The sequence below is a fragment of the Marixanthomonas spongiae genome (assembly GCF_003095375.1).
Classification (GTDB): Bacteria; Bacteroidota; Bacteroidia; order Flavobacteriales; family Flavobacteriaceae; genus Marixanthomonas; species Marixanthomonas spongiae.
In genome coordinates, this window is sequence record NZ_QEHR01000006.1 from 255,890 (window position 1) to 281,224 (window position 25,335).

Annotated in this window: 21 protein-coding genes and 1 tRNA gene; 17 read left to right on the forward strand and 5 right to left on the reverse strand. The window is 40.7% G+C overall.

The genetic code is table 11. The features are described from left to right. Positions 1-83: 83 nt before the first annotated feature. Entirely contained in the window at positions 84-1,142 is a 1,059-nt protein-coding gene (locus tag DDV96_RS10850) for a hypothetical protein (protein ID WP_116694848.1), read from the reverse strand. A 129-nt stretch (positions 1,143-1,271) separates the two neighbouring features. On the opposite strand from DDV96_RS10850, the gene DDV96_RS10855 reads away from it, so the two are divergent. Together DDV96_RS10855 and DDV96_RS10860 are read left to right on the forward strand one after the other, a co-directional pair. Beyond that, positions 1,272-3,917 carry a DUF5916 domain-containing protein gene (locus DDV96_RS10855; protein ID WP_116694790.1) on the forward strand — a complete coding sequence of 882 codons (2,646 nt, stop codon included), beginning with the start codon at positions 1,272-1,274 and terminating at the stop codon, positions 3,915-3,917. Between the two features lie 207 nt (positions 3,918-4,124). Next, positions 4,125-4,772 (forward strand): hypothetical protein, encoded by a 648-nt coding sequence (locus DDV96_RS10860; protein ID WP_116694791.1) that lies wholly within the window; start codon positions 4,125-4,127, stop codon positions 4,770-4,772. Here the strand turns inward: DDV96_RS10860 and polA are convergent. Continuing rightward, positions 4,769-7,639 (reverse strand): DNA polymerase I, encoded by a 2,871-nt coding sequence (polA, locus tag DDV96_RS10865; RefSeq protein ID WP_116694792.1) that lies wholly within the window; start codon positions 7,637-7,639, stop codon positions 4,769-4,771. The genes DDV96_RS10860 and polA overlap by 4 nt on opposite strands. Positions 7,640-7,995: 356 nt before the next feature. Here polA and DDV96_RS10870 point away from each other — a divergent pair, with 356 nt between their 5' ends. Beyond that, positions 7,996-9,414, forward strand: coding sequence for a hypothetical protein (locus DDV96_RS10870; RefSeq protein WP_133240842.1), 1,419 nt, complete (start codon positions 7,996-7,998; stop codon positions 9,412-9,414). A gap of 185 nt (positions 9,415-9,599) precedes the next feature. On the opposite strand, the gene DDV96_RS10875 is transcribed toward DDV96_RS10870, so the two are convergent. After that, positions 9,600-10,253, reverse strand: a complete 654-nt coding sequence (locus DDV96_RS10875) for a polysaccharide deacetylase family protein (protein ID WP_317045965.1) — start codon at positions 10,251-10,253, stop codon at positions 9,600-9,602. 4 nt (positions 10,254-10,257) lie between these two features. Then, a complete protein-coding gene (locus DDV96_RS10880) occupies positions 10,258-13,554 on the reverse strand; it encodes a glycosyltransferase family 117 protein (RefSeq protein ID WP_116694850.1) in 3,297 nt (1,098 codons plus the stop codon). Positions 13,555-13,747: 193 nt separating this feature from the next. Here DDV96_RS10880 and DDV96_RS10885 point away from each other — a divergent pair. Then, a tRNA-Gln gene (locus DDV96_RS10885) sits at positions 13,748-13,820 on the forward strand. A 43-nt stretch (positions 13,821-13,863) separates the two neighbouring features. Here DDV96_RS10885 and DDV96_RS10890 read toward each other — a convergent pair. Next, entirely contained in the window at positions 13,864-15,102 is a 1,239-nt protein-coding gene (locus DDV96_RS10890; protein WP_116694794.1) for an NAD(P)/FAD-dependent oxidoreductase, read from the reverse strand. Positions 15,103-15,211: 109 nt separating this feature from the next. Here DDV96_RS10890 and DDV96_RS10895 point away from each other — a divergent pair, with 109 nt between their 5' ends. The 13 genes from DDV96_RS10895 to DDV96_RS10955 all read left to right on the forward strand — a co-directional run bounded on the left by DDV96_RS10895 (position 15,212) and on the right by DDV96_RS10955 (position 25,333). After that, on the forward strand, positions 15,212-16,738 hold the full coding sequence (locus DDV96_RS10895; RefSeq protein WP_116694795.1) for an HAL/PAL/TAL family ammonia-lyase: 1,527 nt from the start codon (positions 15,212-15,214) through the stop codon (positions 16,736-16,738). 2 nt (positions 16,739-16,740) lie between these two features. Next, positions 16,741-17,472 carry a 3-oxoacyl-ACP reductase FabG gene (fabG, locus tag DDV96_RS10900; protein WP_116694796.1) on the forward strand — a complete coding sequence of 244 codons (732 nt, stop codon included), beginning with the start codon at positions 16,741-16,743 and terminating at the stop codon, positions 17,470-17,472. A 53-nt stretch (positions 17,473-17,525) separates the two neighbouring features. Beyond that, complete coding sequence (locus DDV96_RS10905; RefSeq protein WP_116694797.1) at positions 17,526-18,407, forward strand: LpxL/LpxP family acyltransferase; 882 nt, start codon at positions 17,526-17,528, stop codon at positions 18,405-18,407. A gap of 121 nt (positions 18,408-18,528) precedes the next feature. Next, on the forward strand, positions 18,529-18,966 hold the full coding sequence (locus DDV96_RS10910; RefSeq protein WP_116694798.1) for a hypothetical protein: 438 nt from the start codon (positions 18,529-18,531) through the stop codon (positions 18,964-18,966). Further along, on the forward strand, positions 18,966-20,117 hold the full coding sequence (locus DDV96_RS10915; RefSeq protein ID WP_116694799.1) for a beta-ketoacyl-[acyl-carrier-protein] synthase family protein: 1,152 nt from the start codon (positions 18,966-18,968) through the stop codon (positions 20,115-20,117). Before DDV96_RS10910 ends, DDV96_RS10915 begins: the two co-directional genes overlap by 1 nt. Beyond that, complete coding sequence (locus DDV96_RS10920) at positions 20,107-20,730, forward strand: 3-oxoacyl-ACP synthase (protein WP_116694800.1); 624 nt, start codon at positions 20,107-20,109, stop codon at positions 20,728-20,730. Before DDV96_RS10915 ends, DDV96_RS10920 begins: the two co-directional genes overlap by 11 nt. After that, the gene (locus DDV96_RS10925) at positions 20,730-20,987 is read left to right on the forward strand and encodes a phosphopantetheine-binding protein (protein WP_116694801.1); all 258 of its coding nucleotides are present in this window, start codon (positions 20,730-20,732) and stop codon (positions 20,985-20,987) included. Before DDV96_RS10920 ends, DDV96_RS10925 begins: the two co-directional genes overlap by 1 nt. Before the next feature lie 112 nt (positions 20,988-21,099). Further along, positions 21,100-21,342, forward strand: a complete 243-nt coding sequence (locus DDV96_RS10930; protein ID WP_116694802.1) for a hypothetical protein — start codon at positions 21,100-21,102, stop codon at positions 21,340-21,342. After that, positions 21,333-21,647, forward strand: coding sequence for a type II toxin-antitoxin system RelE/ParE family toxin (locus DDV96_RS10935; protein ID WP_116694803.1), 315 nt, complete (start codon positions 21,333-21,335; stop codon positions 21,645-21,647). Before DDV96_RS10930 ends, DDV96_RS10935 begins: the two co-directional genes overlap by 10 nt. An 84-nt stretch (positions 21,648-21,731) precedes the next feature. Next, positions 21,732-22,925: a beta-ketoacyl-[acyl-carrier-protein] synthase family protein gene (locus DDV96_RS10940; protein WP_116694804.1), complete on the forward strand. Its 1,194-nt coding sequence runs from the start codon at positions 21,732-21,734 to the stop codon at positions 22,923-22,925. Beyond that, positions 22,925-23,950 (forward strand): beta-ketoacyl synthase chain length factor, encoded by a 1,026-nt coding sequence (locus tag DDV96_RS10945; RefSeq protein ID WP_116694805.1) that lies wholly within the window; start codon positions 22,925-22,927, stop codon positions 23,948-23,950. Before DDV96_RS10940 ends, DDV96_RS10945 begins: the two co-directional genes overlap by 1 nt. Continuing rightward, complete coding sequence (locus DDV96_RS10950; RefSeq protein ID WP_116694806.1) at positions 23,944-24,708, forward strand: polysaccharide deacetylase family protein; 765 nt, start codon at positions 23,944-23,946, stop codon at positions 24,706-24,708. The genes DDV96_RS10945 and DDV96_RS10950 overlap by 7 nt, the downstream gene beginning before the upstream one ends. 1 nt (position 24,709) lies before the next feature. Further along, complete coding sequence (locus DDV96_RS10955) at positions 24,710-25,333, forward strand: LolA family protein (RefSeq protein WP_116694807.1); 624 nt, start codon at positions 24,710-24,712, stop codon at positions 25,331-25,333. Positions 25,334-25,335: the final 2 nt, after the last annotated feature.

The following is a 25,335-nucleotide window of genomic DNA, read 5'->3' on the forward strand; positions in this document are numbered from 1 at the left end:
TTTTTTCTGAAAAACTAAAATGCTGTTAAAGATAAAAAATACTATGCGCGCATAATAATTTTTAAACACTTTTTCTGAAATCTTTATGAAATATAATACGGATTCTCGTTTTGGTAATTACGGATTACAAAATCCAAGGCGCTTTGCAGTATTTCGCCCATGTTTTCCGATTTTTTAAAATTTACATCACCGGTAAGGGCCAAGAGGTCGTTTTTTAACTGGGCTATTTTTTCGGGAGGCGATATGGTGTCGTTTTTCATACATTCCATAATTTCCCGCAACCGTGTTTTATCGCTTACGGCCCGTTTGGCCAACAAGGATCGCTCTTCCCGTTTGTACTGCTCGATGGATTCTTCCTGCAACAACTCCATCGTCATGGTGACCAACTTATTGTTTTCCTTTAAAAATTGCGGTTTATAGACTTTGGCGTTGCCTTCGTAGCTTTGTTGGTCAAAATCGATGGCACGGATTCGGTATTGAATTCTGTCAAAATCGTGGGTGAGGACCATCACGTAATTGTACGAGCGCATATCGCCCAACAGCCTTACAAAACAACGTTCGTTGAATTTTACAAACTCTTTGGCAATTTCCTTTTTTTGCTGCTCGGTACATTTTTGCAGTTCATTTTCAATAAAATCATCCCCCGGAATGCCCGAGATGTGTTCTTCGATCAAGGTATTGCCGTGCACCAAAAAATTGATGTGGTTGGGCGATAGCAGGTGTTCCAGCTCGAGGCCATAAATGCGGGAGGCATCGGCTTTTTTAATGTAGAGGAATAAATAGTTGTCGTTCAAGATGTTTCGCACTTTTACACGAAACGGTTTTGAATTTCCGAAGGTGCAAAAATCGATACTGTCAATGCTAAGGTAGGGCAATAAGCTGTCGCTACCATCGGAATGCAAAATAGAATACATCCGCTTTAGGCTGGCGTCTATTTCTTCGCGTTCAAATTCAGAGTAATACACGCTGATCCAAAGTGTGTCATTCCCGTGTTTGTCATAAATGGAAACCGAGCCCTGAAACCGCAGCAAATCATCATAATAAATGGTGATTTTGCTTTTGCGGCCATGTTTGGTTAAATAATTGGACAGCGCATCGGTAATCTCGTAAGCGGGTTTCTTTTTGGAAATGAGTTTTCGCATGGTAACCGTTTTAAACCTTAAAGATACCATAATTAAAGGGATGTTTTAACTGTTAAATAAATCATAAAAATACGTTAAGGGTGTCACAACATAAGGCGAAATAAGTCTATATAATTAAATCAACCAATTATGTATAAGAGACTTATATGTTTCGTTTGTAGTGTGTTTGTAGTTGTTTCAGTTCAGTCGCAAACAGAAATAGATGCCGAAACCAATAGTGATAAGCTAAAAAAACGAAGCTACACGACACAGTCTATTGGTAATGAACTTCCGCCAACCATTGATGGTGTCATCGACGAAAGCGCTTGGGATAGCGTGGATTGGACCACAGACTACGTGGAAAACCAGCCCGATAATGGCACGCCGCCCACCGAACAGACGAAAATGAAAATCGTCTATGATGCCAAAAACTTATATGTAGCGTTTAGGTGTTACGATGCCGAACCGGATGAAATAGTACGAAGGCTTTCCCGTAGGGATGGTTTTGAAGGTGATTGGGTAGAATTGAACATTGATAGTTATAACGATAATAGATCAGGGTTTTCATTTACTATTACGGCTGCTGGGGTAAAGGGTGATGAGTTTATTTCAAATAACGGAAACAATTGGGATGGCAGCTGGAACCCAATTTGGTATGTAAAAACACAAATTGATGCCGAAGGGTGGACCGCCGAAATGCGAATCCCTTTAAGTCAGTTGCGGTTTGGAAATGCCGAGGAACAGGTTTGGGGCATACAATCAACCCGGCGATATTTCAGAAAAGAAGAACGTTCTTTATGGCAACCGGTAGATGCCAATGCGCCAGGTTGGGTAAGTGAGTTTGGCGAATTGCGCGGCATTAAAGGCATAAAGCCCCAAAAACAGTTAGAGATTCAGCCGTATGCGCTTACCAAACTAAATACTTACGAAGAAGAAGTCGGAAATCCTTTTCGAGATGGAAGTGATACCCGTTTTACAGCTGGATTGGATGCTAAAATCGGTATCACAAACGATCTTACCTTAGATGCAACCATCAACCCAGATTTTGGCCAAGTAGATGCTGATCCTGGAGCCATAGCATTGGATGGATTTGAAATATTCTTTCAAGAACGGCGTCCTTTTTTTGTGGAGAACAAAAATATATTCGACTATAACATCAGTGGTAATTCTGATAATCTATTTTTCTCGCGCCGTATTGGGAGAAGTCCGCAAGGTTCAGCTTTTGGACCCACTACTGCATATGTTGATCAGCCAGAAAATTCTACCATTTTAGGTGCGGCAAAATTTAGCGGAAAAACCAAGGATGGCTGGTCTATTGGCGTATTGGAAAGTGTTACTGCCAAAGAATATGCCGAGGTTGTTAATGAAGACGGAACTGAAGCAGAAGTATTGGTCGAGCCGTTAACCAATTATCTTGTTGGTCGGTTGCAGAAAGATTTTAACGACCGAAACACCTATATAGGAGGAATATTTACAGCTACCAATAGAAACTTAGAAGACCGTTTAAATTTTTTGCATAAAAATGCCTATTCTGGAGGGCTGGATTTTAAGCACAACTGGAATGATAGAAATTATTATGTGGAAGGCAAGCTGGTTTTAAGCCAAGTAAACGGGAGTGAAGAGGCTATAGAACGAACACAACGATCTATCGTTCACTTATTTCAACGGGTTGATGCCGGTCACGTTGCTGTAGATACAGCTAAAACGTCTTTAGCAGGAACAGGCGGCAGGATGGAGTTTGGAAAGGGAGGCGGTGGAAACTGGCGGTACAATATTGGCGGCTCTTGGCGGTCCCCAGAATTAGAACTGAACGATATTGGTTTTTTACGGCAGGCCGATATTGTAAACCAATATGCAGGGGCAAGACGCGTGTTCAATAAACCTTCCAGTTGGTACCGAAGGGCGAACATACGGGCATATCAGTCATCAGATTATGATTTTGAAGGAAATTTTAACCGCTTGTACTATCAGCTTGTAGGGTATGTGAACTTTAAGAACAATTGGTTTGCTGAATTGGGGTCGGAAAATAATGCGGCCCAGTTTAATATATCTGAATTACGTGGTGGGCCACGCTTTAGAAGAAACGGCGATCATTTAGGGTTCTTGTACCTTGGGACCGATAGCCGGAAAAAATTCAGTACTACCTTGGGCTATGTTTACGGGCAGGCGGCCCAAAAAAACTTTTCCTTTACACGTTACGAAGTTCGGTTTAACTATCAACCATTCAATGCACTGAGCTTGTCGATGACTACCAAATATGAATCAAGGCCCGATAAAACACAATATGTTGACCAGCCCAGTTTTAATGGCGACAAACGGTATGTTACTGGCGAAATTGATCAAGAAACCATTAGTACCACGCTTCGGGTGAATTATACTATCAATCCTAATTTAACCATTCAGTATTATGGACAGCCTTTTTTGGCCCGCGGAAGGTATAGGAACTTCAATTTTGTAAATAATGCAACTGCGAAAAATTTGAATGACCGGGTTACCCTGTATGGTGCTAATCAAATAACCTTTGCAAACGACACCTATTCCATTGATGAAAATAGAGATGGTGTTACCGATTATTCTTTTGAGAACCCCGACTTTGCTTTTGTGCAGTTTCGGTCTAATTTGGTGTTGCGTTGGGAATACATTCCAGGTTCTGAAATTTTCTTCGTTTGGTCCCAAGGCATAACCGGGTTAGGGGATGCCAGAAATGATTTCAATAGCATTGTGGATAATCAATTATTTCAAAAACGACCGCAAAACACATTTTTGATCAAGGCTACGTATCGGTTTGTGTTGTAAATTAAGTCAGCGATAAAAAAACGTATTTTATCGAAAAGTAAATCTTAATAAAACCATTTTGTAGGTTGTTTCGTTACATATTATAAGATTTGTAAAAACCCCAATAATTATGTTTCGAAAAAGAACACTTTTAATCGTTTCTACTTTAATTTTATCTTTTATGCTCTGGCGCAAGTTGGAATTTCCAATACTGCTCCAGAAGCAGCGTTGGATGTTACATCTTCAGACAGTGGTATTTTAATTCCTAGGGTAGCACTCTCCTCAGATACAGATGTTACTACTGTCACCAACCCTAATGGGGGTGGGGCGCCAGTAGTTAGCACTTTGGTATATAATGATGGAACAAGTGGATTAACCCCTGCTGGATTTTACTTTTGGAATGGTAGTAGCTGGAGTAAATTGATAGATACGACTCCAGATGTTTATTTTGGTAAGGCAATAATTAACTCGACTGGAAATATAGACATTACAGGTATTCCTTTTCAGCCCAAACGTGTTGTTTTCACTGCATATGCAAATGTAGATTCTTATAACTTGAATACAAATAGCTCTGGCGCTAATAATAATAACACTAAAGAAAACACTTTTGGTTCTATGAAAGGTTATGCTTTCGAGATGGGGAGAACAATCACGCAACAAGTAATTTTCAATGGAGGTTCTGGTAATTCAATAAATAATATTTCTCGCTATGCTTCTTCTTCTCACTGTATAGGGTTACGGTATACTAACAATAATGGAAGTGACTTAGGCTTAACAAATGCTTCTCTTACAAGTTTTAAAGCTGATGGCTTTAGACTGAATGTTACAACATTGACAGATAATGTAGTTGTTCTCTATGAGGCATATCGTAATTAATGCGCCTCCAACCAATTTTCACCCAGCCCAATTTCCACATCCAATGGAACTTTTAGTTTGTAAGCGTTTTCCATTTCGGTTTTAATGAGTTTTTGAAGTTCGTCCAATTCAGGTTTATACACATCGAACACCAATTCATCATGCACCTGAAGCAGCATTTTGCTTTTATAGTTGGCTTCGGACATTTTTTTGTGAATGTTGATCATCGCCACTTTAATAATATCGGCGGCACTTCCTTGTATGGGGGCGTTTACGGCGTTTCGTTCTGCAGCACCGCGCACTACGGCATTGCTCCCGTTGATGCCATTTAAGTAGCGCCGTCTGCCAAGAACCGTTTGCACGTAACCGTTTTCGCGGGCAAAATCGATTAGCCCGTTCATATATTTCCGCAATTTTGGGTAGGTTTTGTAATAGGTATCGATTAATTCTTTGGCTTCTTTTCGGGATAAATCGGTTTGGTTGCTCAATCCAAAGGCCGAAACTCCATAAATTATCCCAAAATTCACGGTTTTGGCATTGCTACGTTGCTCGCGAGTCACTTCGTCAATTGGCACATTAAACACTTTGGCCGCGGTGGAAGCATGAATGTCTTCGCCCTTTTCAAAAGCTTCGATCATGGTGTCTTCCTCGCTCAAAGCGGCGATGATGCGCAGTTCAATTTGCGAATAATCGGCAGCCAGCAGGATGTGGTCTTTGTCGCGCGGTACAAAGGCCTTCCGTACTTGGCGACCCCGTTCGGTACGTATGGGGATGTTCTGTAAATTTGGGTTGTTGCTGCTCAAGCGTCCGGTGGCGGCTACGGTTTGCATATAATCGGTGTGGACGCGGCCGGTTTTTTCGTTCACTTGTTCGGGCAGGGCATCCACATAGGTGCTTTTCAGCTTTGCCAAGCCACGGTATTCCAATACATCCCGAATTATTTTATGGTCTTTGGCCAAATAGGAAAGCACGTCTTCGGCGGTTGAAAATTGTCCGGTTTTGGTTTTTTTCGGTTTATCGACCAGCTTCATTTTTCCGAAGAGAATATCGCCCAATTGTTTTGGGGAAGCAATGTTGAATTCCTCACCGGCTTCTTCGTAAATTTCTTTTTCCAGACGTTCAATATCGTTATTTAGTGCTTCGGAAAGGCTTGCCAAATACGCTTTGTCCAGTTTTATACCTTCCAGTTCCATATCGGCCAATACACGGAGCAGGGGGATTTCAATATCGTCGAAGAGCTCTTGGGTGTTTGCCTCGCCCAGTTCCTTTTCAAAATGTTCTTTAAGCTGAAGCGTAATGTCGGCATCTTCCACGGCGTATTCGGTCTGGTCTTCCACCGGAACATCGCGCATGGATTTTTGTTTTTTTCCTTTTCCGCCAATCAATGCCGTAATGGATACTGGGGTATAGTTAAGGTAGGTTTCGGCCAAGACGTCCATATTGTGCCGCATATCGGGGTTGATAAGGTAATGCGCCAACATGGTGTCGAACAGTTTTCCCTTTACTTCCACATTATATTTGGCCAATACCTTAATATCGTATTTTAAATTCTGACCAATTTTTTCGATGTTTTCTGCTTCAAAAAACGGGCGTAATGTTTCTATCATTTTTTGTGCTTCTTCCCGCTCTTCGGGAAAAGGCATGTAAAATCCTTTTCCGGTTTCCCATGAAAAAGCAATCCCTACCAACTCGGCCGTTAGTGGGTTTAGACCGGTGGTTTCGGTATCGAAACAGACGCTTTTTTGTTTTAATAAATTCTGAAGGAACAATTTGGTACCCATTCCCGGTTTTATGGTCTGGTAAAAATGTTCCGTGTCTTTTATGGTTTTGCGAGAGTTGTAAGTTTCGGCATTTTCTGATGTATTCCCGTCGCTGTCGAAAAGCGAGAATTGGCCGGAGCCGGCAGATTTTGCATCTTTTTTAGCACTTTGCTTCGTCCCCCTCTGCCCTTTGGGCATCTCCCCCGAGGGGGGAGAAGTGTTTTCTTTTTCATTGTTAGTGTCTGAAGAAAACAACTTTAGGAATTGATCGCGCAGTCTTCTAAATTCGAGTTCTTCAAAAATTTCCTGTACTTTTTCGGCATCGGGCATGGAAAGTTCGTAGTCCTTTTCATTAAAGGTTACCTCGCAATCGGTAAAGATGGTGGCCAGTTTTTTGGACAGGCGGCCAATTTCGGCATTGGCGATCACCTTTTCCTTCATTTTTCCTTTCAGCTGGTCGGTATTGTCCAGCAACCCTTCCATAGAACCGTATTTGGCGATGAATTTTTTGGCAGTTTTGTCGCCCACGCCGGGCAAACCGGGAATGTTATCGCTGGCGTCACCCATCATGCCCAAATAATCGATCACCTGTTCGGGCCGTTCTACGCCAAAGCGTTTCTGCACTTCGGGGATGCCCCAGGTTTCAATGGCATTGCCCATTCTGGCTGGGCGGTACATAAAAATATTTTCGGAAACCAACTGGGCGAAATCTTTATCGGGCGTCACCATAAACACTTGGTAGTCCTCTTTTTCGGCCTGTTTGGCTAGGGTGCCAATGATATCGTCTGCTTCCATACCCGAAATTTCAACACACGGAATGTGCATGGCCTTTAAAATGTCCTTGATAATAGGGATGGACTGCCGGATCACATCGGGCGTTTCGTCGCGGTTGGCTTTGTATTCAGGAAACATCTCGGTGCGTTCCTTGCTGCCGTCTTTATCAAAACAAACGGCGAGATGGTCGGGTTTTTCCCGGCGAATGACATCAAAAAGCGAATTGGTAAACCCCATAATGGCTGAAGTGTCTTGCCCTTTGGAGTTTATACGGGGGTTTTTTATAAAAGCATAATAACCACGGAATATCAAAGCGTAGGCATCGAGCAGGAACAGGCGTTTTTTATCGGACATGAACTAAAATATTGTGTTTCCTTCAAAAGTAAAAAGAAGACTTCATATATACGTGGTTTCCATAGAAAAATAAAAGCCGTCTTTCCTCAAAGACGACTTTTACCCAAAAGTTGTACCGTAAAATAAACCCTTAGGCCACTGTACGGTTGTTTATATATACGTAGGTTTTTACCACTTGGTTTTGACTTTTAAAATTTAAGTGGACCTTATAATGATGAGAGGTGTTTTTTAAGTCGTTTTAGCGTTTACAAAAACACAATACAATTTATTGCATATTTACGATTAAATGCGTAGTTTTTAAGTTAAACGGCATGTATTTTGCGCCGAATTATAAAAACCTACAAATCCCCACTGTTATGAAACAACTTACATTACTTTTTTTCACTTTATTTTTTTGTGGTTATTCCTATGCTCAAGTAGGAATAGGAACCACTAATCCAGACCCCTCCTCTATGTTGGACATTCAATCTGATTCGCAAGGGTTGTTAGCTCCTAGAATGGATACGGCTGCTCGAAATGCGATTGCTAACCCAGCAGAGAGTTTATTGGTTTTTGACACTGATGAAGATGCTTTTTATTATTATGATACTGCCGGTACCAAATGGGTAAAATTGCTAACTAATAATGTGGAACGGGATAACTATGTTTTGGTTAAAGATGAAACTGATTTTCCAACCTCTGGAACTTTAGATGAAAATACATATTATGAAATAAATGGAACGATAACCTTAACAAAATCAATTAATTTAAACAATGCGTATGTGTCTGGGATGGATGCCAATGAAGATATTCTTTCATTTCCAGGAGGAACCGTTTTTAAAGGCACTACTACCGGTGGAAGTATAAGGAATGTTACACTTAAAGGAGACAAAGCTTTTGAAATTACTGGGCCAGGAATTACACAAGGTTCATTATTAGTACAAAATACTATTATAGACGGTATGTCAACGAGTGTTGGAAGCATATCAGGTTTTGGATTATACTTTGGTAACATTGTTCAGTTTAAAGGGAATAAAGGCGGAATCACTTATTCGAACATTGGAAACTTGCTATTGAACAATCAAGCCTGGTTAGATACTAATGAGGGGACTTTTGAAACTTTCTCAGGGAACTTTGGATTAATAGAGAAAGTAAGTGGTTTTAGTTCAGTAAACGGTGGGGATGTCGCTTTAGACGTGAGTGATGCTAGTCTTAATGTGACAACAGGTGTATTACAAGGAACTGTTTTTTCAGGGGGCGGTGATTTTGTAAGTGGTTATGCCGCTGCAAATACGTATCCAGGGTATAATTTCTCTGTTGATTGGGAAGTAAATGCACCAGGAATACCTAGGGAAAGTGATGATGTGGGAAATGCCAGTATGTACTACCAAGGAACAGCGGCATCTACTACACTTAATAGCAATGGCACCAAAATTAGCGTTTCTACGACAGCTTCTAACCTTTTGCGATTTAGTCATGGAAACAATGAACTTATTTATAAGGGGAAAGAAGAACGTGTTTTTGACATAAGCGGTTCTTTATCTTATAATAGTAGTGGAGTTCCAGAATTGGTTTTTTATATTCTAAAAAAGACTACGTCAGGTAATAGTGCGCTTAATAATACCAAAGTTTTTTCGAAAGGTAGTACAGGTTTTTTTACGGATTCCGGTACTTTGGCCATTCCTTTAACAGGGACTGTTAGTTTAAAACCTGATGAGTCTATAGAAGTATGGGTGCAAGGTGGTAATTCTTCGAGCAGTATTAATATTCGCTCTTTAAATTTAAGTATTAACTAAAGAAAGTTTTTCTGCAAATTTGCTTATAAAGGTTCATTGTTTTCTATAGTAGTAGGAAATAATGGGTGTTTAGTTTTTAAATAATTTGAAAAGGCTTTGAAAATCATTTTAACACTTTCCTAATCTTTTGGTGGTTGTGGTGGCCTTGTTTAATTTTCAGAATACATATGGCAATATTTGGCAGCTTAAAGCTTTTTAAAATTATAGTCCATTTTTTTATAATACTCCAAAACCTTCGGCAGCACATACCGGAGGTTTTTTTGTGCTTTTAAACTGTCATGGAATACCACAATACTCCCGGGTTTTAGATTTTGTGCCACATTTTGAAAGCATTGGTCTTCTGAAACCGAAGCGTCATAATCGTAACTCAGCACGCTCCACATAACGATTTTGTAGCCTTGTTGCTGGAGCAAGCTTGCTTGTTTTGATGTGATCTTGCCATACGGCGGACGGAAAAGCGAGGTACGAGGAACGAGGTACGAATGACGACTATTTTGTGCTTGTAACTCAGTTTCGAAAAGCGAAACATTTTCAATATAGCTTTGAGTGCTTGTTTTCCAGCCATTTAAATGATTAAAGGTATGATTGCCCACTTGATGTCCTTCAGAAATTATTCTCTGAAAAATCTCGGGATGTTTTTTAACGTTGTCGCCAATACAGAAAAAAGTGGCTTTGGCGTTATACTCTTTTAAAGTATCGAGCACCCAGGGCGTCACTTCGGGGATGGGGCCGTCGTCGAAGGTTAAGTAGATTTTATTGTCTTTATTTGGCAATGCCCAAATTCGCTCCGGAAAAAGCCGTTGCACCAATTTGGGCACTGTTACCAAACGCAGTTTCACTTTTTTACTGTTCTATTGCTTTGTTTATCACATCATCGGGAACCGAATCGGCCATTATCTGGATGGATTCTTTTTCCTGAAGGTCTTTCTCCACATCAACGCCTTCGCTTTCCTTGTAAAAATGACGGAAGAGTTTTAAATAGTCATTAAACTCAGCCGCTTCTTCTTTGGCAAAGGCTTCGTCGTCATACACAATCACGATATCGACCAAACCACGGTAGCGCTCCATATCGCTAATAATTTCATCGGCAATATTGTACTGCCTTTTCACTTTAAGGCCGCTGTAATACAACAGTTTTTCCTGATATTTTTTGGTAACTTTTTCGTACAGTTCACGGGCTTTTTCGGGCTCGTCCACTTCATAATACCCTAAAACATACGGTTCTAACAGCGAATAATATTCAAAGTACTTCACAGGCATTTTTTCCATGGCCAGATCGAGCACTTCTTCGGCTTTTTCCTTTTTGCCTTCGTTGATGAGATTTTCTGCCAACCGGGCCAAATTGCTTCGGTAGGTGATCCCGTTTCTCCTGGTTTCGGTGTCGTGATATATGTCTGGACTGCCGCTGTTGCCCCAATCCCAGTTCATAACGATGTCGTACATTTTTTCGGTATCAACACGGCCCATATCAAATGGGTTTCGTGGGTTTACCGGTGTTCTTATTGGGACTAATTTATAGACTACGCCGTCCAGTTGCAGGTAATCTTTCATCCATAAATAATCGTCATCGCCAAAAGCACCGCCGCTAAAGTAAATGGGGCGTTCCCAATCGTTATTGGCAATGATGTCGAGCATCATCATTCGGTTTTTATAGATAACGTTTCCTTTTAACTGAATGTAAATTTCATCGACTATTTTATCGGCATCCTTTTGCGGAACAATGCCGTTTTCCAACACTGTTTGCTTGTCCACCGGAATACGGATGGTCTTTGCCGGAAACGTATTGGCCATTTGGTTGCTTTCCAGCTCGACCTGTGTTGCCGGGCTGTCGTTGGCCACCCAGTTCATCCAGGTCTTGATGTCAACGGTGTCTTTTCTGGTTTCTTGATAATACAAGAAATCGCGCGTGCCGTAGCGGTATTTTTCGTGGGTGAGTTGCGACGGAATAGGGTCGCTGGTAAAGGCTTTCTTTTTCATATCGTCAATGTACCAATCGGTTTGGAAAAGACTGGTATTGATGATGCGTACATCTTGGCGGTAACCTTCAATGTTCTGTGCATACCACAAGGCAAAGGTGTCGTTATCGCCAATGGTAAAGAGAATGGCGTTCTCATCTACCGAGTCGAGATACATTTTTGCCATCGCATTGGCGGTATAACGACCAGAGCGATCGTGGTCGTCCCAGTTTTGGTAGGCCAACAATACGGGCGACGCCAATAGGGTAACACTGAGTACCACGGGGATGGCAATTTTTGGGGATAGGTAGTCTTTTGCCATTTCATAGAGGGCATAGACGCCAAAACCAATCCACATCGCGAATATGTAAAACGAACCTACCAGCGCATAATCCCGTTCGCGGGGTTCAAACGGGCGTTCGTTGAGGTACACTTTTAGGGCAAGACCGGTAAACAAAAAGAAAACGAGCAACACCCAAAAATTCTTTTTGTCGCGGTTAAACATGAACACCACGCCCAGAATCCCTAAAATCAAGGGCAGGAAATAATAAGTATTCCGTGCTTTGTTGTTTTTTACATCGCTTGGCAGGTTGTCTTGAGAGCCAAGACGCAGTTCGTCTATAATATCGATCCCGCTAAGCCAATTTCCGTGCAAATCGGTGTACTGACCTTGCACATCGTCTTGTCTTCCGGCGAAATTCCACATAAAATAGCGCCAATACATATACCCGAACTGAAACTCAAACATAAACTTGAGGTTTTGGGCAAAGGAGGGTTTTTCGATATTGAGTGCCATTCCAAACTCACGTAAAAACCTGTCATAGTCTTTGCTATCAACTACGCCTTGCTCATAAGCCTGTTTAAATTTGTTTACTTCCTGCACCAATCGCTTTTCGTTTCGGTATTCGGGCTTTATGGTAAAATCGAGCCCTCCGGTAAACTCCAGGTAATTTGCATTGTTCTCTACACTCCACATTCTGGGCAGATATGCTTTTTGTGAGTCATCACTGTTTTGCAAAGCATTTTTATAATCGTTTACAATAACATATTTGCCGGCTTGTTCGTCTTCTTCGTATTTTGGTTTTTCATCCTTATAGGGGTTGTCTGGATCTAAACCAACATACGCTTCAGTAAACAACGGGCCGTAAAACAAATGGGTTTGTGGGTACTGTTCGCGGTTATAATAAGCCAAAAGCTCTCGGGCGTTCGATGGGTTGTTTTCATTGATAACCGTGCCGGCGTTTGCCCGAATGGGGAGCATTAACCAACTTGAAAAGCCTATAAAAATGAACAATACACAAAGAATTAAGGTATTAAACTGCGTATGGTTTTTTTTGCGTGTGTACCGAAGCCCAAAATAAAACAAAGCAATGAACACAATACCGGCAATAAGCGTCCCACTGTGGAAAGGCAGGCCAATGCTGTTGACGAAAAACAGCTCCGAGGCACTGAAAAACTTCATCGTCATGGGCAATAACAATTTGAAGATAAATAGCAGGATGGCCACCACGACCACATTGGCCACGATAAAATTTTTGATCGTGATCTTTTTATAATTCTTGAAAAAATACAGAAATCCAATGGCTGGAATGGTGAGCAATCCCAAGAAGTGGATGCCAAATGAAAGTCCGATGATAAACGAAATTAGAATGACCCAGCGATCGCCTCTTGGGGTGTTCATTTCGCGTTCCCACCGCAACCCACAATAAAATAAAACTGCGGTGATAAATGCTGAAGAAGCGTAAACTTCGGCTTCGACGGCACTGAACCAAAAACTATCGGTAAAGGCAAAACTGAGCGAACCTACAAAAGCACTGCCTAAAATAGCGATGGCATTGTTTCGGGTCACTTCTTGCTGTTTTGATACGACAGTTCGCAACAAGATCGTCAACGACCAAAACATAAATAAGATGGTAAAGGCGCTGGCGAAAACCGACATCAGGTTAATGGTAAGCGCAATGTTTGAGGCTTCCATGGCAAAAATGGAAAAGAACGCCCCTAACAACTGATAGAGTGGTGCACCTGGCGGGTGGCCCACTTCCAGATTGCTCGCCGTGGTGATGTATTCGCCGGCATCCCAAAAACTTGCTGTGGGTTCTACGGTAAGCCAGTAGGTGATAAGGGAGATAAGAAAAGCGGACCAACCTAAAATCTGGTTCCATTTTTTAAAGTTGAAAGAAGCCATAAGCACGTTCGGTTTTTGTTGTGGCGAATTTACTAATAATAATGCAGTGAAACCCACCAAAAGCATGTAACGCAACGAAATAATGACTTATTTTATGTTTTTTTCAGAAAAAATAAGATTGCGGGTGAATTTTTAATGATTTTTATTTGCTGAAGAAAAAGTTTGTATTAAATTTGCCACCTCATTATGGAATTGGCCCATGGTGTAACTGGCAACACGTCTGGTTTTGGTCCAGAAGAGTCTAGGTTCGAGCCCTAGTGGGCCAACAAAAGTCTCAAACTTTAAAGCGTTTGGGACTTTTTTTATTTTTTAACCATCGCTATCCATTTCAATTACCTTGGCAAGTGCGTTTACCAATCGTTGGTGGTTTTTTACAAATGGGTTGCTGGTGTCCCAAACATAGCCGGCCAGTACGGAGCAGATTTGTTTTTTAATCTCTGGGTTTATGGTCTTGGCAAAGAATATCTTTTGAAGGTTGCCAGAATACCATTCGTCAACGTAGGTTTTAAACACCGAAACGCCCTGTTTTAGGTGGTTCTCGTACCCCTTTTCCCAATCGATTGTTTGTCCTCGAAGTTTTTTGGCGGTTAATTTGGCGGCCAACAATCCAGATTCCGTAGCAAAAGTGACCCCTGAAGAAAAAACAGGATCCAAAAACCCGGCGCTGTTTCCGGTAATGGTATAACCGTTTCCGTAAAGGGTGTTCATGGGCGATGAAAAATTTTCGAAGTGTTTCGGGTCAAACAAAAAATCGTTGTTTTCAAACCGCTTATAGTAATGATTTGAAAGGTTTAGCAGTTTCCGAAGCTTTTCAGAAGTACTGCCCGAAAAAGAATCGATAAATTCTGAAGGGCCTACAAAGCCAATACTCGTTTTTCCATTTGAAAAAGGAATGACCCAAAGCCAAGTTGATTCGGTAACCACATCGAAGGTGATCAAGGTGCCTTCTTCACCATTCGGTCTGTTTATATCCTCAATGTGAGTAAAGATGGCAGCATTGCCTTGGGAAGATGTCGGTTTTACCTGGTTCAATAATTTCGGAATCACACGTCCGGGACCACTGGCATCGATGATGTGTTTTGCAAGTATATGCTGTTCTTTTCCATCAGGGTTTATCACCGTGGTCTTTGAAGTCCCATTTTCTCGAAACCTTATCCCGGTTACTTCGGTCTCAAATAAAATAGGAACCCCTTTTTTTTGAAGTTCATCGGTCAATGTCTTATCAAACTCCGCCCGTGGCACCTGCCAAGTCCAATCCCAACCGTTTGTGTGCTTTTCTTTAAAATCGAAATGGCAACTTTTCCCTTCTTTTAAAAACCGTGCCCCTTTTTTTATTTGGAAGTTTTGTGCTTTTAGGCTATCTAATAAACCAACTTCTTCAAAATGTTCCATGCAGCGAGGCAACAAGCTTTCACCAATTGCAAAGCGTGGAAACTTGCTTTTTTCTACTACTTTTACATTAAATCCTTGTTGGTGTGAATAGGCCGCTGCAACAGAACCCGAAGGTCCAGCGCCAATTATTAAAATGTCAACTTCTTGTTCAGTCATTCAATAAGGATAAAAGAATAGTTTTTTATTTTAATTTTACAACCCAAAATAACTACATTACGTTGGTTATTGCAGGATAATTTGCTAAAAATTTCCAATTTTATTTTAAATGAATATAGGTAAAGACGGGTTGGTACTTCAAGATTTTCAGGATGTGGTTTTTTCTGAAAAGAAAATAGCTATTGACGATTCGGTTTTAAAGACCGTTGAAGAGAGTTTTAAATTTTTAACCAAATTCTCTGAGAATAAGGTTATTTATGGCGTTAATACTGGTTTTGGACCGATGGCGCAATATAAGGTTGATGATTCCAAGCGTGTCCAACTTCAGTATAATTTAATACGCAGCCATGCTTCGGGGACTGGAAATCCCATTCCTCCAAAATATGTAAAAGCAGCTATGCTGGCACGCTTAAATACGTTGGCTATTGGTAAATCTGGGGTTCATCCTTCAGTCATTGAGTTGATGACGGCCCTTATCAACAAAAACATCATCCCGGTGGTCTATGAACATGGCGGGGTGGGCGCCAGTGGCGATTTGGTGCAATTGGCGCATATTTCACTGGTGTTGATCGGCGAAGGGGAAGTGATGTATAAAAACGATATAAAACCCACCGCCGAAGTTTTTAAAGCTGAAAAGTTACAGCCCATAACCGTTGCTTTGCGCGAAGGATTAGCATTGATGAACGGCACATCCATTATGTCCGGGATAGGGATCCTCAACACTATTTACACCAAACGTTTGCTTCATTGGGTGGTGGCCTGCTCTTCGGCCATTAATGAAATTGTAAAAGCGTACGATGACCATTTATCTTTAGAGTTGAATAAAGCTAAAAAACACAGCGGACAACAGCAAATCGCTAAATGGATGCGAAGTCATTTAAAAGACAGTAAACTCACCCGAAAACGCGAACACTACTTGTACAATGGAGCGGTTACCCACGCAGTTATTGATGAAAAAGTGCAGGAATACTATTCGTTGCGTTGTGTGCCACAAATATTGGGGCCGGTTCTGGATACCTTGCAAAACGTTGAAAAAATCGTTTTGGAAGAAGTCAATTCGGCCAACGACAACCCAATTGTCGATGTTGAAAAGCAACAAGTATATCACGGCGGAAATTTTCATGGCGATTACATATCGTTAGAAATGGACAAACTGAAACTGGTGGTGACCAAAATGGGCATGCTTGCCGAAAGGCAATTGAATTACCTACTCAATTCAAAATTGAATGGAATCCTCCCGCCCTTTGTCAATCTGGGCGAATTGGGGCTTAATTATGGCATGCAAGGCGCGCAATTTACTGCTGTGTCCACGACAGCGGAGAATCAAACACTGTCCAACCCGATGTATGTGCACAGCATTCCCAACAACAACGACAATCAAGACATTGTAAGTATGGGCACCAACGCGGCTTTATTGACCAAAAAAGTGATTGAAAACACCTTTGAAGTGGTCGCTATTGAATTAATTACTGTTGTACAAGCAATAGAATATTTAGAAATTCAAGGCGAAGTATCTTCAACAACAAAGAAATTGTATGATGAAATCAGGGCGATTGTTCCGGTATTTAAAGACGATGAAGTGATGTACCCGTATGTAAAAGAAGTAAAAGAACGCATAACCAATTCTGAAATATAATTATGAAATGTGCATTGGTAACAGGCGGTTCACGAGGAATAGGAAAAGCAATTAGCCTACAATTGGCCGTGGACAGCGACTATCACATCCTTGTTAATTACCGAAAAGACCAAACAGCCGCCCATGAAACGTTGAAATCTGTTGAAGATGCCGGAGGCAAGGGGTCTTTGTTGCCTTTTGACGTTTCAAATAGGGAAGAAGTGGTGAAGGCGTTGGGGACATTTCAGGAAAAAAACCCTGAAGCTGTTGTCGAAGTCCTTGTCAACAATGCCGGCATCACCAAAGACGGCCTTTTTATGTGGATGAAACCAGAAGCTTGGGATTCCGTTATCAACACGAATTTAAATGGTTTTTTTAACGTGACCCATCACTTAATTCAAAACATGTTGATGAACCGATATGGCCGCATTATCAATATTGTATCGTTGGCAGGAGTGAAAGGCAATGCCGGACAAGTAAACTACGCTGCGGCAAAAGGCGCTGTGGTTGCTGCAACAAAATCACTCGCACAAGAAGTAGGGAAACGCAACATAACCGTTAATGCGGTTGCGCCAGGGTTTATAAATAGTGATATGACGGAAGACTTAGACGAAAAAGAGCTTAAAAAAATGGTTCCGTTAAACCGTTTTGGCCAACCGGAAGAAGTAGCGCATTTGGTGTCTTTTTTAGCTTCCGAAAAAGCATCATACATTACAGGGGAAGTCATTAATATTAATGGTGGAATTTACTCCTAAGCCAAAAAATCCTGTAATTTTGCCACGTATCTAATTGCTAATTTAAAACGCACATGGCGGCAGAGTGGGACGGTAAATCCCGGGGCACGGTTTTCGGGTTTAAGGTATTTGTGTTTTTCATCAAAAACTTCGGTATTCCCGCTGCGTATGCGTTGATGCATTTGCCGATTCCTTATTTTTGTTTGTTTTCCCGAAAAAACGTGCGGGGATTGTATTATTATTTCAGAAAAAGGAAACGCTATTCGTGGTTGCAAAGCTCATTGAATATCTACAAAGGATATTACCAATTTGGACAAACCCTTATTGACAAAATAGCCATCCAATCTGGCCTACGGGAAAAATACACCTACGAGTTTGACGGCATTGAACATTTAAAGGAAACATTGGCCCTCAAAAAGGGCGGCATTTTGATCAGCGCCCACGTGGGCAATTTTGAGTTGGCGCAGTACTTTTTTAATGATTTGGATGAAGAAGCCAATATCAGCATCGTCATTACCGATCAAGACCACGAACACATTAAAGCATATTTGGGTTCGGTTGTGAAAAAAAAACAGGACAATTTTATAATCGTGAAAGACGATTTATCCCATATTTTTGAAATAAACGCTGCCTTGGCCCAAAATAAGATTATTTGTATTTCTGGCGACCGGTATATGGACGTTACCAAAACGATGGAAGCGCCGTTATTGAACAAATCCGCCAAGTTTCCAGTAGGGCCTTTTCATCTCGCCACTCGGTTGGATGTTCCAGTTTTATTTGTGTATGTTATGCGCGAACCGAAACGGCATTATCATTTATATGCCAGAAAAGTAGCCGTAACGCGACGTGACGCTAATGATTTATTAACTAAATACACCCAAAGTTTAGAAGAGATTTTAAACCAATATCCGCTGCAATGGTTTAATTTTTACGACTTTTGGGATGATATAGCATAACACCTGCCGGTGTTAAATTTCAAATACCAAAAAAAAACAAATCACAAACGGTCTCAAATTTACATTTGCGCTATAAGTTGACCAACGTGATTTTGATTTTTAAATATCAAGTGATTATATTATGAAAGAGTTACGATTTCCAATTACCGATCCCTTTATCTTGGAAGAATTGCTTCCGCAACGCGAACCGATGATTATGGTCGATGCCTTGATGTATTACGATAAAAAATCCGTCATTGCAGAATTGACCGTTACTGAAGGAAACAGCTTCGTAAAAGATGGTTTTTTGTCTGAAACCGGCCTTTTGGAGCACATTGCCCAAACAGTGGCCTTGCATACTGGATACACGGGCTACATGCAGGAAAATCCTGTAAAAGAAGGTTACATTGGCGCCATAAAACAAGCCGAAATCTTAAAAACCCCAACCATAGGCCAAACGGTGGAAACCGAAATGGAAATCATTCACGAAGCCATAGGAATCAGCATGGTAAAAACCACGACCAAGCTGCAACACGAGACAATTGCAACAACCGAAATGAAAACCATGTTAAAAGCGTAATGTCAAAACCTGTTTACATACAAGAAGCCTCGCTTGTTACGCCATTGGGATTTTCAATTGCAGCAAACATTTTGGCTTTGGAAAACGAAAAATCTGGAATTGAAGAACAGCATGGCACAGATATTTTGGATACGCCTTTTTACGCAGCGATGATCGTTTCAAAAAAGATTGACGCTGCATTTGAAAAATTAGGCGATCCTTCCAAGTATATGAAACTGGAAAAAATGCTATTGCTTTCGGTTGCTGAAACCTTAGAAAAATCAAATCTTCAACTTTCAGAAAAAACGGCGCTTATTATTGCCACCACAAAGGGAAGTATCGACGTACTCGATCCTGACATTTCTTTTCCGGAAGAACGAGCGTATTTACCGGTTTTAGGAAAGAAAATTCAATCTTTTTTCGGTTTTAAGCAAGAACCGATTGTGGTTTCCAATGCGTGTGTTTCAGGAATTTTGGCAGTTGCCGTGGCCAAACGCCTTATTCAGAATAACATCCATGAAAATGCTGTGGTTGTCGCCGGCGATTTGGTTTCTAAATTTACCGTTACCGGTTTTAATACCTTTCAAGCCTTAAGTGATGGGCCTTGCAAACCCTACTCAAAATTCCGAAACGGCATCAGCATTGGCGAAGCGGCGGCCTCGGTTGTGGTTTCTTCAGAAAAAAAGAAAAACACGTTTGTTCAAGTTATTGGCGATGGCTCTTGTAACGATGCCAACCATATTTCGGGACCATCGCGAACGGGGGAAGGCTTGTTGAAAAGTGTTCAGTCTGCGATGCGAGAAGCTGAAGTTTCAACAAATGATATTGATTTGATTTCCGCCCACGGGACTGCAACCATCTATAATGACGAAATGGAAGCCATCGCCTTTAACAGGGCCCAACTGCAAGATGTTCCTTTGCACAGTTTAAAAGGTTATTACGGCCACACATTGGGCGCTGCGGGTTTGCTGGAAGCCATTATCGGTTTTGAAGCAATGAACCAAAATAAGTTGTTTACGTCATTGGGGTATGACGAATCGGGAACTTCAAAACCGTTGAATATCATTCAAAAAACAGAAAAGAAAACAGTCAACACCTTTTTAAAAACAGCTTCTGGTTTTGGTGGGAGCAACGCCGCTGTACTCTTTAAAAAAGTTTCATGTGAGCACTAAATTAAACATACAAGCTTGGTGTAGCGTTAAAAACGGCACAGTTAGTTGCAATGGCAAGAAAATTGTGTCTACTGATAATGAACAAACATTTTCAGAATTTGCAAAGCAGATATACAAAGAGCAGCAATGGGAATATCCCAAGTTTTACAAAATGGACCGGTTGAGCAAGCTCACGTTTATGACTGCTGAAATTTTATTGAATGAAGTGACAATCTCTTCGGAAGAAAAAGAACAGCTGGCAGTTGTATTTTCTAATAAAAGTGCCAGTTTGGATACGGACAGGAACTATCAAAATTCGATAAACAGCATTGAGAACTTTTATCCCAGTCCGGCAGTATTTGTGTATACATTACCTAATATTGGGATGGGCGAAGTGTGTATTCGGCATAAGATACAAGGTGAAAATGCCTTTTTTGTGTTCGATGATTTTAATCCGTTGTTTTTAAAACAATACGCTGAAAGTTTAGCGCAAAATAATAAGGCCACTCAAGTTTTATGTGGTTGGACCGAAATAGATGAAAAAGGATACAAATCTTTTTTATATTTGGCCTCCCCAAATGGAACCCTTCCGCATACGGAAGAAACGATTACAAAATTATATACCCAAAGTTGATGGACGCATTAAAAAAGGAACTGAAAGAGAATATTATTGAACAACTGAACCTCGAAGAATTCACCGTTGAAGATATTGATAATGACGATGCGTTGTTTGGCGATGGCTTGGGGTTGGATTCCATCGATGCCCTAGAACTGATCGTGATGCTCGATAAAGATTACGGAATAAAACTGACCGACCCTGAAAAAAGCAAAGAGATTTTCCAGTCTATCAATGTCTTGGCCGAATATGTTGCAACGCATCGAGTCAAGTAAGAAGGGTGTTAAGAAACGGTAGAGGCCTTTTTGTTTTAAAGTGTTTTTTCAATTGAGATAAAAACCATCGATTAAAGCAGATTTCGTAAATTTGAACTAAAGCTTTTCAAAAATGGACTTACAGACTAGAAAATTATCTTTTATTCAGGAATTTCTCCGCATAGAGGACGAAGCTATTATAAAAAGTCTTGAAAAAATGCTTATAAAGGAAAAAGCAGCGATCTACGAAAAGAACCTCAAACCTATGTCGGTGGAACACTATAATGCCGATATTGATCAATCATTGGAAGATTCAGAAAATGATAGGGGCCTGGATATACAGGATTTAAAAGCTGAAATTAAAAAATGGCGCTAACTGTTTTTTGGACTCTTTTTGCCAAAGAGAAGCTCAACGAGATTTTTGAACATTATAAAGCTAAAGCCAATGTTCAAATTGCTGAAAATCTGGTGGACGCTATTGTTGACCATACCAATAATCTGGAAAACCAGCCCTATATTGGGCGAACTGAAGAGCTGTTGTTGGATCGCCCTCAAAAATTCAGGTATTTGGTGTTTAAGAACTACAAGATTATCTATTGGATAAATGAGAACAAAAACCGAATAGACATTGCCCATGTTTTTGACGCACGACAAGACCCGTTTAAAATAAAACAGACATAATAAATTAATACGACGCCAATAAATAGGGTTGCCTTACCTGAAACAGCTCATCCCATTCTTTAGCCTTAAAACAGACAATTTTTTATGAAAAACCAAGTAGCCATAACCGGAATGGGCATTGTGTCGGCCATTGGCAATTCGGTTGAACAAAACCTACAAGCACTTCTTACTTCAAAAAGTGGAATAGGAATTTCAGAACACATTCAAACCTTACATAAAGATACAATTAAAGTTGGCGAGGTTTCTTTTACCAATGCTGAAATGGTCACGCAATTAAACCTTCCGGAAAACAACAATTACACCCGCACTGCTTTGTTGGGATGTTTGGCCGCGAAAGAAGCCGTCCAAAACGCCCAGATTAAAGCTATTTCAGCATACAAAACTGGACTTATTTCAGCTACCACCGTTGGCGGGATGGACATGACCGAAACCTACTGGAAACAATTTGCCACAGACCCAGAAGTTCAAAAATATATTTCGAGTCATCATGCCGGCGATAGCACGGAAAAAATTGCAACCTCTTTAGGAATTACCGACTTCGTTACTACAATTAGCACCGCTTGTTCGTCAGCGGCAAACGCCATTATGTTGGGTGCACGGCTCGTGAAAGCCGGAAAACTGGACCGAGTCGTGGTTGGTGGGACCGATGCCTTATCAAAGTTTACCATCAACGGTTTTAAATCATTGATGATTTTAAGCAAAACCAATTGTACGCCTTTCGATGCCAACCGCAACGGATTGAACTTAGGCGAAGCCGCTGCTTATTTAGTGCTGGAATCTGATGAGGTAGTTGCAGCACAAAACAAATCTGTTTTATCTTATGTAAGTGGGTATGGCAATGCGAATGATGCTTTTCACCAAACTGCATCTTCAAAAACGGGCGACGGTGCCTATTTGTCCATGAAAAAAGCATTGAAAGTGGCCGGTTTACCACTTTCAGCTATTGATTATGTAAATGCCCACGGAACGGCCACCCAAAACAACGATTTGTCTGAAAGTATTGCCTTACAACGCATTTTCGGTAAAAATGTGCCTAAATTTAGTTCTACCAAAGGTTTTACAGGTCATACACTGGCTGCTGCTGGAGCGGTGGAAGCTGTGTTATCTGTATTGTCGTTGCAACAAAACACTGTGTTTGCAAATCTTGGCTTTACAACGGCCATGCCAGAAACAGGGTTAACGCCGGTTACTCAACTTCAGAAAAAAGAACTAAAACATGTACTGTCTAATTCCTTTGGTTTTGGCGGAAATTGTTCCACCTTACTATTTTCCAAATAATGAAAACGTGTTACATCCATAGCGCAATGAGCATTTCGGCACAAGATAGTTTTGCTGAAGACGGATCTTTTACTGAAGTACAAATATATTCAGATTATAAAATTTCAGCAGTTCATCCACCGTATCGTGATTTTATTCCGCTTTCCCAATTACGAAGAATGTCACCGGCGGTTAAAATGGGTGTCGCCGCTTCACAACAAGCATTAAAAAAAGCTAATCTCGAACTACCCGAAGCCATTATCACAGGTTCAGGTTTGGGGTGTATGGCAGATACAGAGAACTTTTTAAACACCTTGATAGAACAAGACGAACAATTTTTAACCCCAACGGCCTTTATTCAGTCCACCCATAACACGGTTGCCGGGCAAATCGCTTTGGGATTAAACTGCAAAGCTTACAATACCACATACGCTCACGGGTCGGTTTCGTTTGAATCGGCATTGATTGATGCACAGCTTCAGCTTGAAGCCGGAGAAGTTAACAACGTTTTGGTAGGTGGCGTGGACGAATTGGGAATCGAGTTTGTGGACTACGTTCATTCAGTTGAACACAAACAAACGCAACCCATTCAAGTACCCTTAAGTGAAGGTGCTACCTTTTGTGTGTTGTCTTCAGAAAAAAAAGAAGGAGCGGTAGCGGTTTTAAAAGCAGTTGAAATTAATTCAAAAATTGCTGAGGGACATATAGGTGCTGAAATACAGGCTTTTTTAAAAAGAAACAAAGTTGACTCTTCAGAAATTGATGCCGTAATTTTAGGAAATAACGGCAATGCTTTTGACGGGTATTACCAGAATGTCGAAAACCTGTTTTCTGAAACCGATATTCTTCAGTATAAAAAATTTGTAGGCGAATATTTTACGGCCTCTGCATTTGCTTTTTGGATGGGAGCGCAATTATTGGACGGACAACCGCTTCCGCCAGCCTTTTTTGTCCGTAAGGCTGCACAAAAAAAGTATACAACCGTTTTATTGTACAATCAATTTAAGGGAAGCCAGCACAGTTTTGTACTTTTAACACAATGTTGAAATTTGGTCAAATAACCGTACTTGCCGCCGTTGCTCTACTTATTATTGGCGTTGTTGATTTTTTTTCTGAAATTTCACCTGTTTTGTATATAGCGCTATTGCTGCTTTGGCTTTTAATCGTGGCCTTGGGCTCTTTTACCTTGCGATGGGGGTTTTTTACTACTTTCATCACAAAAGGCAATCAAACGGAAAAACAAGTAGCGATCACTTTTGATGACGGCCCACATCCCGAATACACGCTTGAAATTTTAAAATTACTGAAATCATACAACGCAAAAGCCACGTTTTTTTGCATCGGGAAAAATTTGGAAAAATATCCAAAAATCGCTCAGCAACTAATTGCCGATGGGCATTCCCTAGGCAATCATTCGTATTCCCACGCCACCAATTTTGGGTTTTTCAGAAAAAAGAGAATTGTGGAAGAACTTGCTAAGACCGATGTCTTACTTGAAAAAATAACCGGTTCAAAAAACGTGTGGTTTAGACCGCCCTACGGCGTTACGAATCCTTCTATCGCAAAAGCTGTAAAAGAAACAAACCATAACGTTGTTGGGTGGAACGTACGCTCGTACGATACGGTGATAAAAAATCCAACTAAAGTAGTGAACCGTATAAAAAAACGAGTGTCACCAAATGCTATTATCTTGTTGCACGATACCCATTCCCGATGCCCTGAAATTGTGGAACGTTTGTTGCAATTTCTGAAAAAAGAAGGATATCAAACCGTGACTGTTGAAAGGTTGCTAAAGAAAAATTAATATGAGAAGTTTTATAATCATACTATTTAGTTTGTTTGTGCAACACCTTTTTGCACAAACACCTTTGACATCTACAGAGATTGACCAATTTAAACAACACGTAAAGCAAACCGCCCAACAAACCAAAACCATTGTCAGCGATTTTGTACAGGAAAAGCAAATGGAGTTTTTAAATGATGGCGCTATTTCAGAAGGGACACTTACTTTTAAATCCCCAGATGCCATTCGTTGGGAATACACTAAACCCTATACATACGAAGTGATTTTTAAGGGCGACCAACTGTTGGTAAACGATGGTAATGGCACGCAACACATTGATTTAAGCTCGGATAAACTGTTTAAAAGCTTCAATACGTTGTTGGTCAATAGCATTAAAGGCGATATGTTTCAGGATGAAGATTTTAAAATTTCTTACTTTAAAGCGGAAGATGGGTTTCAAGTACGTTTTATTCCGAAGGAAAAAAGAATGAAACGCTTTATCGCTTCGTTACAGCTTAGTTTTTCTGAAGAAGATTATCAAGTAACGCAATTAAAATTGATTGAACCTTCAGAAGATTTTACTTTGATTACCTTTAAGAACAAACAAATTAACGTGTCGGTTCCCGATTCGGTTTTTAAACTGTAAAA

Bases quoted from the DNA above. Each gene is read 5' to 3' on its own strand.
- DDV96_RS10850 (WP_116694848.1), bottom strand. From the start codon at position 1,142: ATGCGAAAACTCATTTCCAAAAAGAAACCCGCTTACGAGATTACCGAT.
- DDV96_RS10855 (WP_116694790.1), top strand. From the start codon at position 1,272: ATGTATAAGAGACTTATATGTTTCGTTTGTAGTGTGTTTGTAGTTGTT.
- polA (WP_116694792.1), bottom strand. From the start codon at position 7,639: ATGTCCGATAAAAAACGCCTGTTCCTGCTCGATGCCTACGCTTTGATA.
- DDV96_RS10870 (WP_133240842.1), top strand. From the start codon at position 7,996: ATGAAACAACTTACATTACTTTTTTTCACTTTATTTTTTTGTGGTTAT.
- DDV96_RS10880 (WP_116694850.1), bottom strand. From the start codon at position 13,554: ATGGCTTCTTTCAACTTTAAAAAATGGAACCAGATTTTAGGTTGGTCC.
- DDV96_RS10890 (WP_116694794.1), bottom strand. From the start codon at position 15,102: ATGACTGAACAAGAAGTTGACATTTTAATAATTGGCGCTGGACCTTCG.
- DDV96_RS10895 (WP_116694795.1), top strand. From the start codon at position 15,212: ATGAATATAGGTAAAGACGGGTTGGTACTTCAAGATTTTCAGGATGTG.
- fabG (WP_116694796.1), top strand. From the start codon at position 16,741: ATGAAATGTGCATTGGTAACAGGCGGTTCACGAGGAATAGGAAAAGCA.
- DDV96_RS10905 (WP_116694797.1), top strand. From the start codon at position 17,526: ATGGCGGCAGAGTGGGACGGTAAATCCCGGGGCACGGTTTTCGGGTTT.
- DDV96_RS10910 (WP_116694798.1), top strand. From the start codon at position 18,529: ATGAAAGAGTTACGATTTCCAATTACCGATCCCTTTATCTTGGAAGAA.
- DDV96_RS10915 (WP_116694799.1), top strand. From the start codon at position 18,966: ATGTCAAAACCTGTTTACATACAAGAAGCCTCGCTTGTTACGCCATTG.
- DDV96_RS10925 (WP_116694801.1), top strand. From the start codon at position 20,730: ATGGACGCATTAAAAAAGGAACTGAAAGAGAATATTATTGAACAACTG.
- DDV96_RS10930 (WP_116694802.1), top strand. From the start codon at position 21,100: ATGGACTTACAGACTAGAAAATTATCTTTTATTCAGGAATTTCTCCGC.
- DDV96_RS10935 (WP_116694803.1), top strand. From the start codon at position 21,333: ATGGCGCTAACTGTTTTTTGGACTCTTTTTGCCAAAGAGAAGCTCAAC.
- DDV96_RS10940 (WP_116694804.1), top strand. From the start codon at position 21,732: ATGAAAAACCAAGTAGCCATAACCGGAATGGGCATTGTGTCGGCCATT.
- DDV96_RS10945 (WP_116694805.1), top strand. From the start codon at position 22,925: ATGAAAACGTGTTACATCCATAGCGCAATGAGCATTTCGGCACAAGAT.
- DDV96_RS10950 (WP_116694806.1), top strand. From the start codon at position 23,944: ATGTTGAAATTTGGTCAAATAACCGTACTTGCCGCCGTTGCTCTACTT.
- DDV96_RS10955 (WP_116694807.1), top strand. From the start codon at position 24,710: ATGAGAAGTTTTATAATCATACTATTTAGTTTGTTTGTGCAACACCTT.